Annotated in this window: 6 protein-coding genes; 4 read left to right on the top strand and 2 right to left on the bottom strand. The window is 64.8% G+C overall.

The features are described 5' to 3' along the window. Window positions 1–27: 27 nt before the first annotated feature. Entirely contained in the window at window positions 28–3612 is a 3585-nt protein-coding gene (locus GEV06_20575; GenBank protein MPZ20287.1) for a hypothetical protein, read from the bottom strand. Window positions 3613–4069: 457 nt separating this feature from the next. On the opposite strand from GEV06_20575, the gene fabF reads away from it, so the two are divergent. After that, window positions 4070–5326, top strand: coding sequence for a beta-ketoacyl-ACP synthase II (gene fabF, locus GEV06_20570; GenBank protein MPZ20286.1), 1257 nt, complete (start codon window positions 4070–4072; stop codon window positions 5324–5326). A gap of 89 nt (window positions 5327–5415) precedes the next feature. Here the strand turns inward: fabF and GEV06_20565 are convergent, their stop codons facing one another. Further along, window positions 5416–9045 carry a c-type cytochrome gene (locus GEV06_20565; GenBank protein ID MPZ20285.1) on the bottom strand — a complete coding sequence of 1210 codons (3630 nt, stop codon included), beginning with the start codon at window positions 9043–9045 and terminating at the stop codon, window positions 5416–5418. A gap of 196 nt (window positions 9046–9241) precedes the next feature. Between GEV06_20565 and neuC the strand changes: the two genes are divergently transcribed. From neuC to GEV06_20550, 3 genes are all read left to right on the top strand, one after another. Beyond that, window positions 9242–10438 (top strand): UDP-N-acetylglucosamine 2-epimerase (hydrolyzing), encoded by a 1197-nt coding sequence (gene neuC, locus GEV06_20560; GenBank protein MPZ20284.1) that lies wholly within the window; start codon window positions 9242–9244, stop codon window positions 10436–10438. A gap of 125 nt (window positions 10439–10563) precedes the next feature. Then, entirely contained in the window at window positions 10564–11958 is a 1395-nt protein-coding gene (locus tag GEV06_20555; GenBank protein MPZ20283.1) for a DASS family sodium-coupled anion symporter, read from the top strand. Window positions 11959–12012: 54 nt separating this feature from the next. After that, window positions 12013–13089, top strand: a complete 1077-nt coding sequence (locus GEV06_20550; protein MPZ20282.1) for a tartrate dehydrogenase — start codon at window positions 12013–12015, stop codon at window positions 13087–13089. Window positions 13090–13245: the final 156 nt, after the last annotated feature.

Below are 13245 nucleotides of genomic sequence, written 5' to 3'. Positions count from 1 at the left end.
ACGGCCGCCTCGGCGAGGCGGCCCTACCTAGAAATCGTACCTGACAGCGAGCTGAACCGACCGCGGCTGGTTGCACTGCGCAATGACCTGACCGAAGGCACCTGAGCTCCAGTCCGTGTTCGGATTGCACCACAACGTCCGGTTGAACAGATTACCGATCTGGGCTTGGAACCGTAATGTTCCCGGGTTGCGCAGCCGGAACTCCTTGAAGAAACTGATGTCTTCACTGAAGTTGGTGAATCCTCTCACCGTCCCGTCGCGTTCAGGCGCGTTGCCGAACTGAAGCGGACCTGGATCTTCCCACGCGTCCCTGTTGAAGTAGTTGTCGGTGTCTGGATCGAAGCCACCGCTTGCCGCCACGCCGTCGACACCAGCCACGCGATTGGGCCGCTTCTGGTCGGTGAAGAGGAAGGGCCCGAGATCGTTGGCCATGGTGATCAGAAGCGGCCGCCCACTTTCGTAGCGGAACGTCCCGCTCACATTCCAGCCCCCCAGAAGTGCCCTGGCGAGACCCGACTGCCAGCGTTCGCCGCCAGGCACCTCCCACGTGAAGCCCGTCAGGAAGATATGCGGCACATCATCAGCGCTCCGGATCCGCGGAAGCGTATCAGCGGGATTCTGAATGCCTGCGTTGGCGCCGTTGTTCCCCTGGGCACTCTCCGCGCCGTTGTTCTCCAGCCTGGAATAGGTGTATCCCACGCGGAACTGGAGGCCTTGAGAGAGACGCTGGTTCAGGACGAGCTCCAGGGCATGGTACTGACTCTCTCCGGTGGGGACGCCGCGCCACTGGACTTCCTGGTACTGGGGATAACGCCGCAGCGCCTGCGCCACGGTCCCGGTGAAGCCAGGATAGGGCGGACTGATCCCCGCGTCGCGCGCCGTGTCCGAGTTGATGTCGGCGCCCAGAACCGCCGACCCCAAGCTCAGCACCGACGGATCGTTCATGTTGCCATCCACCCCGAGCGTCCGCCAGTGATGGTTCAAGCGGGTCCCGCGGTTGCCGATATACGAAACGTCCAACATCATGTTGTTGGTGAGCTGCCGCTGAACCGACAGTGACCAGTTCTGGAAGCGCGGTAGGGTCAGCCCGTCCGGCGTGACAGCAAGCACGTTCGCGTCGTTGGAAAAGGCTGGATCGATGAACGGTGGCTCCGTCACCTCATCTTCTGGGAACCCTTCATCCAGATGGAACACTGCCTCGCGGCCGGCGGTGGTGTTCGAGGCCAGCGCGTTCTCCTGGAACCCGAGCGTGGGTTGTCCGACGAACTGGTCGAAGGCGACGCCGGCGTAGTAAATCCCATAACCTCCGCGAATGGCGGTCCGGTCGTCGAGTCGATAGGCGGCGCCCACGCGCGGGCCCCACGCATCGAGCGGCGGATCCTCGAAGGTGCGCGTTCCGGCACGACCCTCGCCGCTTCCGGCAAAAATCAGCGCCCCCGGAGTGTTTCCCGCGGCAGGATTGGGTACCGTCGGATCAAAAGTGGAGTACTGATCGGAGCCCTCCGTGCGCGCGAACTGGTAGTCGAAGCGCAGCCCGAGGGTCAGCGTCAGCCGGTCGGTGAGCTTGAGCTCGTCGTTGATCCAGGCCGCCGTGTATGCCTCGTAGAAGGTGGGCTCGGCGCGGATGACCTGGTTGGACTGATGCACTTGGCCGAGCAGGAACGATGCAAAGGGATCGCCGGTCTGCGTGAGGGAATTTCCGGAAGCATCCCAAGTGCCGGTTCCAAGGCGATTGAAGTCGAAGTTGCCGCCAGCGCCACCGACGCCCCAGCCGCGGAACGGGAACTCGTGATGGCGGTACTCGAAGCCCGTCTTGATGGTATGCCGCCCCTTGACCCACGTCAGGTCGTTCGAGAACTGCCAGCGGTTGTTCACCAGGAAGCCGAAGTCTGGCCAACTGAGGCCGACGGTGTTGTAGGGGATATTGCCAGCGAAGTTCATCTGCGGCGGTCCGGCGTTGGTCTCCAGAATGCCGCCGTTGCTCTCCCCCCAGAAGCGCTGCGTCCACCCCGCACCTGCTGAGAGGGAGTTGCCTCCCATGAACCAGCGGTCGTAAGCGACGGTGGTGTGATTGAGCAGGTTGTCGTTGATGATCCAGTCGAACTGCTGGTGTGCGTGCTGCGTGGAAATGCGTTGGAAGAAGCCCTCGCCGACGTAGTCGTCGTTCTGTCCGGATTCCGTTTCGCCGTCGAACTCCACGTCACAGCCGTCGGCCCCGCCGCAGTTCCGGATGGAGGGGCGGTGGTTCCAGTAGAAGCTGTGACTCGCCCGGAAGTTTGGTGTAAAGCTGTGATCCACGCGGAACATGATGTTCCGCGCATCCAGCTCCCAGGTCTGGTCGCCCGCGTCGTTGCCCGCCACGTTGTCCTGCAGACCTGGGCGGTCGGGCGAGACCATGAGCGGGACAATCTGCGAGGCAACCTGGCTCCCGAGAGGATCATCCGCGGGAAGGATGTTGCCCGGATACGGATCCCGTACCGGGATGCCGTCGACGAGGCGCGTCGTGGCCGGATTGAAGATTTGCCCCTCCATGATGGGCCGCCCCAACACGTCCGTGCCGGTTTGCACGCCGGTCAGCATCGCGCTGAAGTCGCCTTGTTTGAACGCGTCGATGGGCGTGGTGTTGGTGAACCCGGGCAGCACGCCGCTGCGAAGCCTCGTGTAGTCGATGTTGGTGAAGAAGAAGGTCTTGTTGTGACCGTCGTACAGCCCCGGAATGACGAAGGGCCCGCCCAACGTGAACCCGTAGTTGTTGTTGCTGACTGGCGTCTTACCCGCGCCGATTGCCGGCTCGTCGTTGAACCGGTCATCGGCAAAGTATCCGTACACGCTTCCGCGCAGCGTGTTGGTGCCCGACTTGGACGTGTACTCGATAAAGCCGCCGCTGGTGTGCCCGTACTGCGCCGAATAGGTCGAGCTGATGACGTTCACCTCCTGGACGGCTTCCACGGGCGGCGTGCTCTCGTGGCTCTGCTGGTGTCCGACGGCGTAGCCAAACGCCGCTCCGTCGAAGAAGTTCTCCGTCGCCATCGTCTGGCCGCCGTTGATGCGGGAGTTGAACTGACTCCCCCGGAACATCGGATCGCCGTTCGGCGTCATCGGCACGTACCCCGGCTGGATTTGAAGCACGGACTCGGCAAGGCGAACGTCTGCGGCGGTGATGATGGGGAGGTCCTCGTAATACTTCTGGTTGATCGTGTGGCTCACGTCCGGTGTGGTGACGTTGAGCTCTCCGGGCCCGGCCGTCACCTCGACGGTTTCGGTGATCGCGCCCAGCTCTAGCGTGATGTCCTGCCGGGTGACGGCGGCGCCTTGCACCAGGATGCCGGACGTCGTGGCCGTCCTGAAGCCTTCGATTTCGACCGTGACCGTGTACGTGCCCAGGACCAGCGGGGGAGTGCTATACGCGCCGGCACTGTTGGTCACAAGCACGGTCTCGACCCCTGTGCCTTCATTGAGGACCGTGACGGTTGCTCCCGGAATGGCGGAGCCGTCGGGGTCGGTCACCACGCCCGAAATGATTGCCCTGTCAGATCGTTGGGCCAGAGCTAGGCCGTTGAGGCAAAGACAGACAACTACAACGTGGAGTCCTACAAGGTACTTCCTCGTCACGTGAACCTCCCGGCGGCGCCTGCCCGGAGCTCGGCGTCTCGGTTACGCCGAGCGACCCGCCCCCATTCTCCCTATGAATCGCTGCCCCATTGGTTGCGCACACGTCGTTACACGGCCGGCCAGGCAACACCGCCGCCAAGCCGCATCACTCCAACAGGATGAGCGAAAATGTGATCGTAAACGTTCACGGTGTTTTACCTCCAAGGCCGGATCCCTGTCAAGCGGAAAGGAACCAGCGACTCGGCCGCCGTGAAAGGTGCCCGTTTCACTTGTGATCGGTCTAGCCAAGAAGTGTACAGGCGGAACGCCGCCAATCGACGGGTAAAAATGGGTAGAAATAGCGACTATTTCAGCCTCGGTGGGGTCAGCGCGATCCCGCAACGCGAGACCTCGCGCGTGTGTCGTCGCTCGAGCGTCCAGCACGGGGAAAGCGCACGAATAGTGTATATACAGGTTAATGCCGGAGTCGCGATCGTTGCAAAGACGAGTCGTTGTTACAGGCGTAGGGCTGGTTTCGCCGCTCGGCGTTGGAACCGAGGCGACGTGGCACGCCATTCTTGCCGGACGATCGGGTATAGGGCCGATCACGTCGTTCGACGCTTCACGCTATGCAGTCAGGTTTGCCGGTGAAGTGGAGGCCTTCGATCCGCTGCAGTGGCTCGAGAAGAAAGAAGTGAAGAAGTGCGGGCGGTTCATCCAGTTCGCGCTTGCTGCCACCTCGATGGCCGTCGCGGAGAGCGGCCTTCGCGTGGGCGCCGAGAATGCGGCTCGCATCGGTGTGATCATCGGGAGCGGCATTGGCGGCTTCGAGGTCATCGAGCGGGAGCATCGACTGCTGCTCGAGCGCGGGCCGGATCGCGTGTCTCCCTTCTTCATTCTCTCGGCGATTGTGAACCTGGCCGCCGGGCAGGTGTCCGTGCGCCTGGGCGCCAAGGGGCCGAACTCCGCGGTGGCCACGGCCTGCACGACCGGCGCCCATGCGATTGGAGACGCGTTTCGTCTGATTCAAGGCGACCATGCCGACGCGATGATCGCCGGCGGCACCGAAGCGAGCATCACGCCGCTCGGGATCGCGGGGTTCGCTGCGATGCGAGCGCTCTCGACGCGCAACGATGCGCCTCAATCGGCGAGCCGCCCATGGGATGTCCAGCGGGACGGGTTCGTCGTCGGTGAAGGCGCCGGCATTCTGGTGCTCGAAGAACGTGAGCACGCGCGACGCCGCGGTGCTGGCGTGCTGGCCGAGGTGGTCGGATACGGCATGAACGCTGATGCCCACCACCCCACGGCGCCGCCCGAGGATGGTGAAGGCGTGGGCCGGGTGATGACCGTGGCGCTCGAAGACGCCGGACTCTCACCCCGGCAGATTCAGTATCTCAATGCGCACGCGACATCGACCCCGCTCGGTGACAGAGCGGAAGCCGCGGCCATCGAACGGGTCTTCGGTGAGCACACGAGCTCGCTACGCGTGACCTCGACAAAGTCGATGACCGGCCATCTGCTCGGCGGCGCGGGGGCGCTCGAAGCGGGCCTCACGGTGCTCTCGCTCCGCGATCGAATCGTACCGCCGACGATCAACCTCGAGCAGCCAGACGAGGACAACCGGCTGAACCTGGTGGCGCAGCGCGCAGTGCCGCTGGCGATCGCGCATGCGATGACGAACTCATTCGGCTTCGGAGGCACGAATGCGAGCCTCATCTTTGCGCAGCCGGAATAAACCCGCTTGTCAACGGATCGCGCGACCGGGTGGGGTCGTGTGGCCGAAGACGTCCTGGCGAGCTTCGTGCGCTCGTCTCGACGGCCTGCTCACTTGAGCGTTGCGAGAAACGCGACGAGGTCGCGGACATCCCGGGGTGCCAGGGTCAAGCCGAGCGGCGGCATGGCCGACACCGGATCCGTGCGCTCTGCAATATCGGCCTTCGAGACGCGGCGCTCGGTGGGTGGATCGCCGACCAGGATCGTGACATCCGCATCGCTCTCCTCGTGCAGGACGCCGCCGATCCGCTCGCCGCTCTCGAGTGTGATGCCCACGAGCCCAAACCCCGATGCGATGCGGCTATTGGGCGCAATGAGCGCGTCGAGGAGCTCTTCGCGCGACAGCGCGGAGCCAATTTCCGTGAGCTCCGGGCCAACATCGGTGCCTCGGCCCTGGATCGCATGGCAGCGGGTGCACTCGGCCGCCGCGTTGGCGAGAAAGAGCCGCCGGCCGCGCCTGGCATCGCCCCCGACGAGGAGCCCCTCGCGGAACCCGGCCACCACCGTGTCTGCGTTGCGCGCTGTCACGTACGCATCGATGCGGCCGACGAGCGCTTTGGAGTCATCCTCCTGAACCGCCTCCACCAGATCGATCTGCAGCTCTGGCGCCATCGTGCCAGCGCTCAAGTCATCGAGATACGACCCGAGCAAACGACGCGATTCCGGCGTCTTGAGCGATCCGAGCAGCTCGAGCGCACCCTGCTGCTCCTCGATGGAACCACTGCGGACAATCGCCGAAAGGTGCTCCACCTTGGCCGCCGCCGAGATGGGCAGCTCCGGCAGGACGGCCAGTGCAGCGCGGCGCACGTCCGGATCCGTGTCTGCCAGGGCGGTGTCCATCAGCTCGTTCATGTTCTCGACCTTCAATGCTTGCAGCGCTTGCAGCGATGCGAGCCGCACCGATGGCGCAGGGTCGCTCTCGAGCTGCGCGAGCAGTGCCGGCGATGCCGCCTCGAGCTCCAGCAGGCCCGCGGCCTCCGTGATGGCAACCCGCACCGTCGTGGATTGAGCTGCGGCGCTGCCATTCGACGCGCTCCCGAGTAGCCGCTGAACCGCGAGCCTTGCCGCGGCCAGACCACTCGTCTTGCGAGCGCTGTCGCCCGACGCTTGGGTCGGGCCTACAGGTGACGACGCAGCAGAACCGGCACGTGAGGAAACGGTTGCGCCCGCGGGTGAGGAAGCGGTCGGGGCCGCGTGCGAAGACACGTCGACGGCGTCGAGGTAGAACCCATCGACACGATCCATTGGTGACGGCGATGGCCACACGCCGAGCGCGGCGATGGCTTCGGCGCGCAGCTCGTCGAGACGAGACTCCTCAGCGGCAAACGCGGCGAGCCGCTCGACCGCCTCGGCGGTGCCGACGCGAAGGTTCGCGTTGATTGCCCGACGCAGAAGCGGCTCGTTGGCAACCGTCGCCTTTCCAAGGAGCGCCGCAAGCTGCGGCACAGCCGCCGGAATCGAGCCATCGTCATTGATCGCCCTCGCGGCATCCGTCACGATCGCGTCGTCCTCATCTGCCAGGAACCGTGCCACGCCCGCATGTCGCATCCGGCGGAGCGCGATCACGGCGGCTGTGCGCACGGCCGGCGACCGATGCGTCGAGAGTGACCCGAGCCGGTCGCCATCACCGACGGAAGCGAGCGCGAGGCTCCCGGCATGTCGAAGGTAGACGTCGCTGCCGCCGTTCTCGGCCAACATCTCGAGGAGCGGCGTCATCGCCGGCTCGTGAGCCAGCCGGCCGAGCGCCTCGGCGGCGAAGAACCGCACGCGCGGTGCGGGATCCTTCAGCAATGGCATCAGCGCATCAGCGGCGGGCCCGTACCGAACGTCCCCCAGCATCCTCGCCGCCTGGGCGCGCACTTCGCTGTCGTCGTCGGTCAGGAAGGGCACGATGTGCGACGCGTGCCTGGTCTCGCGTCGCGCGAGCTGAGCCACGCCCCACAAGCCATGGAGACGCGCGAGCGGATGCGCCGGATCGCGAGCCGTGTCGACCAACGTCGCGACATCACCCCGGCGCACGAGCTCGAATTGCGCCTTCTGCCGCACGCGCATGTCGGCATGTCGCAGCAGTGAGCCGACCTTGCCTGCCGTTCGGCGCGCGAAATCCTCGCGGAGGAGGGTCCGCACCTCCTTGCGGATCGGGAGCGCAGCCGCGGTCGAGCCGTCCAGCTTCCAGACACGGCCGTTGTTCTTCGAGTCCCACCCGGTAATCCAGTCCGTCAGGTAGAGCGCGCCGTCCGGGCCAATCGTCATGCCGACCACGAGAATGCCGCGCAGCAGCACGCTCTCGGTGTCCATGGCGAAACCGGCCCCCTGTTCCTTCAGCGTAAACGCGTAGACGCGTGCGTTGTCAGCAGAGCCGGGAAAGCTCGAGACGAAGAAATGCCGCTGCCAGTCATCGGAGAGCGCCGTGCCTGGGTTGTAGGCCATCCCGGACGGGCCCGCGTGCCACGGGGCGACGGGAGGCAGGATGTGGGAGCTCTGTCCCGCATGCCGTGGCTTGAACATCTGCTCGTCCATCCAGACGTTGTAGCGGTTGTTCCTGGGGTCGGTGTATTTGCCGTATTGCCAGTTCGAGCGCCAACCGCTGTCCGAGCCGTATGGGAGGTAGACGAGACGCTCGGTCTCTCCTTGATGATCGCCATCGTTGTCGACGCTGATCAGATTCGCGTGCTCGTCGAACGCGAACTCCTGCAGATTGCGAATGCCCGTCGCGAACACCTCGAAATTCGACCCGTCGAGCTCGGATCGAAGCACGGCACCCTGATTCGGATAGCTCCACCGCCGGCCCGTCTTGTCGACGACGTGGAGCCCCATGTCGCCCACTTCCCAGTACAGCCGGCCGTCGGGGCCAACCATGACGCCGGAGATGCCATGGCCGCCGAAAGCCGGGTGCGTGTTGTATCCCTCGCTGATGGTAATCTGCTCATCGACACGGCCATCCTTGTTCAGATCACGCAGTCGGTACACGCCGGGCGGCACACCGACGATCAAATCGCCCTCGTGGTGCAGCACGCCCCCCAGCACGTCCCACACCGGGCTTTCGTTGAACCCTTCGGCCACGGTGTCTGCAGTATCCGCGAGCCCATCATCGTCCGTGTCCCGCACCCGAATGACGCGCTCCTTCAGCTCTGCGAGGTCGCGGATATCTCTGGAGCCGTCTAGGTTCAGGTCCTGAATCCACTCGTTCTCTTCACTGCGCTCTGGCGCCATCTCCCGGCGATAGAACGCACGCAGATCGTCAACGCTCCGAAGCGTGTGGACGGTCGCCATCCAGTCCTCGTGACCGCGGATGTCGAGCGGCAGGTTGTTCCGCGCGGTGCTCGTGACGTAAGCCGCGCCCGCCGGATCGATGTCGATGGCAACCGGATCGTTGACCAGCTGTTCGGAAGCCCACAACGTCAGCTCGATGCCCGCCGGCAGATCGACCTTGACCTCCTCGCGCGCCTCACGCGCGAGGCTGGCCGCTTCCGGCCGACTGAGGCGCACGTGAGCCGAGCCCGGCGCCTTGGCCGCACTTTGCGGCTGCCGGCCGTTCAAGAGGACGGGGAGGACGGTTGAAGCGACGATCACACTCACGAAGAGGCACGACCGAGAAGTCATGGGATTGCCTGCAGCTGCGCTATTGCGCTCAAGAACATTATCACGGCGCTCGAAAAGGTCGGTGCGCGACCCGAGCATGTCGTTCGGACGCGCATCTCCGTGACGGACATCAGCCAATGGGAAGCGGTAGGCCGTGCTCGCGGGGAAGTGCGCGATCCGGAGGCGAGTCCTGTCAACATCACATATTCTAGTGTCTAGGTTCGCCTCTCGGAGGCTATGGTGCGGGAGGAGGCAAGGGGAGCTACACTGCAGGCCAAGAGCTGTGGATTGAAACGTGCCCGCTACGAAACGAACGATCGCTGTACTCACCACGTCGCGCGCGGACTTCAGTCATCTGTGTTGGCCGCTGCGCGCCATCGCCAAGCATCCGGAGCTGGAACCACGCCTGATTGTGGCGGCGGCGCATCTGTCGCCAGAGTTCGGGCTCACCGTTGGTGAGATCGAACGCGAAGGGTTCTCAATCCATGAAACCGTCGAGTGTCTGCTCAGCTCCGACACCGACGTCGGCATGGCCAAGACTATCGGTGTTGCCACGCTGGGCCTCGCGGATGTGCTCGGCCGGATGCGGCCCGACATGTTGCTCCTGATCGCAGACCGGTACGAGATGCTGGCGCCGGCGGCGGTGGCCCTCGCGCTACGGGTGCCCATCGCCCATATCGAAGGAGGCGAGGTGACCGAAGGGGCGATTGACGATGCCGTGCGCAACGCCCTGACAAAGCTGTCGCATCTCCATTTCACGCCGACCGACGCAGCCCGACGCCGGGTGGTGGCCATGGGAGAGGAAGCGTGGCGCGTGCACTGTGTCGGCGCGCCCTCGCTGGACCATGTCTCCCACAGCGAGCTTCATTCGCGACAGGCGCTCGAACGGCGACTGGGGATCAGCTTGGAGGAGCGATTCTTCCTGGTGGCGTGTCATCCGGTCACGCTGCGTCCGGATCCACTCGAGGAGCCGGCCGCCGTGCTGCGCGCGCTGGGAGCGGTCGAGGAGCAGCTCATCTTTTGCTTTCCGAACGCCGACGCCCATAGTCGTCTGCTGATCGAGGACATCCGCCAGTTCTGCCAAACAGATGATCGCGCACGATTGTTCGTGAATCTCCATCCCGTGGACTACTGGAGCCTCCTCGCGCTCGCGACGCTCGTCGTCGGCAATTCCAGCAGCATCATCATGGAATCCCCTGCCTTGCGCGTCCCAGCCGTGAACGTTGGAAGTCGGCAGGAGGGCCGCCAGCGTGCGGGCAACATCATTGACGCCCCTGCGGATCCAGAGGCCATCCGCCGGGCTCTCGAGAAGGCCGCCGATCCCTCCTTCCGGGCGAGTCTCGCTGGGCTGCACAATCCCTACGGTGACGGGCGGGCTGGCGAGCGCATCGCTACCGTGCTCGCGGAAGCGCCGTTGGGTGAGCGCCTGCTGTGCAAGCGCGCTCTCCCGCTTGGCGAGGAAGAGGGCCGCCTGGCATTTGTTCAGACGTGATGTGTGACGTTCGGTGTTCGGTGTTGGAGGAGGTCGCGCGACGCGTTCGGGAGGGAGTTTGATCCAGCGTGTAATTCGTGCAATAAACATCCGTGCCCGCCGCGCCGTTCACAGCAACCCGATCAATTGATCAGTGGCGCTGGGTGGCGCCGGTTCTGGTCGGCGGCGCCGTCTGGCTGCTGCCGCACAGTGGGTTCACGCCGGGGAGCTGGGGGCTCCTCGCGCTGTTCGCGGGCACCGTGTGCGCGCTGATCACACGCCCAATCGCGTCCGGCGCGGTCGTGCTCCTCTCGGTGACCGCATCGAATCTGCTCGGTCTCGTCTCTATCCAGGACGCGCTCTCGGGCTTTGCCAATGTCACGGTATGGCTCATTGTCGCGGCGTTCTTGTTCGCGCGGGGAATCACCCAAACACGGCTAGGGGAGCGTATCGCGTACCACGCCATTGGCCGCTTCGGCGGCACCCCGCTCCGTCTGGGCTACTCCATCGTCCTGGCCGATCTCGTGATGGCGCCGGTGACGCCGTCGAACACGGCACGCGCTGGCGGCGTCCTGTTTCCCATTACCTTGAGTGTCGCACGCGCGTTCGGGTCGGAGCCGGGCCCGACGGCGTCCCGAATGGGCGCGTTTCTGATGAAGACGCTCTATCAGGGGGATCTCGTCGTCTCGGCGATGTTCTTGACCGCAACGGCCCCAAACCCTCTCGTCGCGGAGCTCGCGCGACAGAGCGCTGGAACAGAGGTGACTTGGACGATGTGGGCGGTTGCCGCGTCGGTGCCGGGCGTCGTGGCGCTCATCGTGGTGCCGCTCGTCGTGTACCGCTTGTGCCCACCGACCCTACGGGACACGAGGCCCGCGCAGCTGCTGGCCGCCGAGCGTTTGCGCCAGATGGGGCCGATGGGACGCAACGAACGCTTGATGCTGGCGGTCTTCTCGCTGGTGCTCGTGCTCTGGCTGTCCGCTGCCTGGCACGGTGTGTCGCCGACCGCCGTCGCATACCTCGGCCTCGGGGCGTTGCTCCTCACACGCGTGCTCGACTGGCAGGATGTCCTTGCGGAGAAGGGCGCGTGGGATGCGTTGCTGTGGTTTGGCGGCCTCATCATGCTTGCGGGACAGTTGAGCAAGGCCGGTTTGCCGAAAGCGTTCGCCACCGCCTCGGCTGGTCTCGTGGGCGGATGGCCATGGTGGGCAGCGCTTGCGGCCCTCATCGTCGTCTACCTGTACTCGCACTATGCGTTCGCCAGTCTCGTGGCGCACGCGACGGCGATGTTTCCGGCATTCTTTGCGGTGGCTCTTGGCCTCGGTGCACCGCCGCTCCTGGCTGCGCTGAGCCTCGGGTTCTTCTCGAGCCTCAACGCTGCCATCACGCACTACGGTACTGGCCCGGCACCCATCGTGTTCGGCGCGGGCTATCTCACGCAAGGCCAGTGGTGGCGGATTGGATTCGTGCTCTCGCTCGTGCACCTGGTGATCTGGCTCCCGCTCGGCTTCGCGTGGTGGAAAGTTGTTGGTCTGTGGTGATGTGGGTCGAGTTATGAGTTATGAGTTATGAGTTGTGAGCCTTGAGTGTGAGACATGAAGGGTTACCGAATCGCGGCAATTCCAGGGGACGGTATCGGAGGGGAAGTGATTCCGGCGGCGATCCAGGTGCTCGACGCCGCGGGCGAGCGGAGTCAGGTACGGTTGGACTGGGAGCTGTTCCCCTGGGGCTCCGAGTACTACGTCGAGCACGGTCACATGATGCCGGCGGATGCCCTCGATCGGTTGCGGTCGTTCGACGCGATCTTCTTGGGTGCGGTGGGCGATCCGCGCCTGCAGGACAACGTCACGCTGAACGGCTTGTTACTGCCGATCCGCCGGGGGTTCGACCAGTATGCCTGCGTACGGCCGGCGCGGCTCTATCCCGGCGTCCGCGGCCCGCTCGCCGGGAAGCGACCCGGCGACATCGACTTCGTCGTCGTCCGCGAGAACACCGAAGGGGAGTATGCACAGATTGGAGGCGTGCTGCATGCCGGCGGACCGCACGAAGTGGCCGTCCAGGAGGCGGTGTTCACGCGTCACGGCACCGAGCGCATCATCCGCTTCGCGTTCGAGCTGGTGCGGCGGCGAGACAGGAAGCGGCTGCTCACGTCAGTCACGAAGTCGAACGCGCAAGGCTTCAGTATGGCGTTCTGGGATCGTGTCTTCGCCGAAATCGCACGGGAGTACCCGGACATCCGTACCGAGTCGCTGCTCGTGGATGCCGCTTGTATGGACCTCGTACGCAGGCCCGAGAGCTTCGACGTCCTCGTGGCGTCCAATCTCTTCGGTGACATCCTCACGGACCTGAGCGCAGCGGTCACGGGCAGCCTCGGCCTGGCGCCGAGCGCGAACTTGAACCCGCCCAGGACGTTTCCTTCGATGTTCGAGCCTGTACACGGCTCGGCGCCTGACATCGTTGGTCGTGGCATTGCCAATCCGATGGCCACGATGCTCGCGGGCGCGCAGATGCTGGACTTCCTGGGAGAGACTGTGGCAGCCACGCTGGTGGAAGGTGCCGTGGTCGGCATCCTGGCTGATCAGCGCATCCTCACGCCGGATCTCGGTGGCACGTCAACGACCGAAGCGGTCACGAATGCTGTCGTCGCACGCGTGCGCCGGCCACAGACGTGACAGGAACCATGTGGGCCCGACCTTTCTAGGTCGGGAAGGCTACAACCGTTGAGAGTGACAAGACTGGTGAGCTCTGGGTTCAACGAGTACGGTCGTTACCGGCCCTCGCACCGGCACCTTCCCGTGCGAGGAATGCCTCGACTTCCGCGACGGTGC

Origin of the sequence: Luteitalea sp. (genome assembly GCA_009377605.1) — a bacterium.
In the GTDB taxonomy this organism is placed as follows: domain Bacteria; phylum Acidobacteriota; class Vicinamibacteria; order Vicinamibacterales; family Vicinamibacteraceae; genus WHTT01.
Note: the sequence above shows the minus strand (reverse complement) of the source record. Positions and strands in the feature narration are given on the sequence as shown.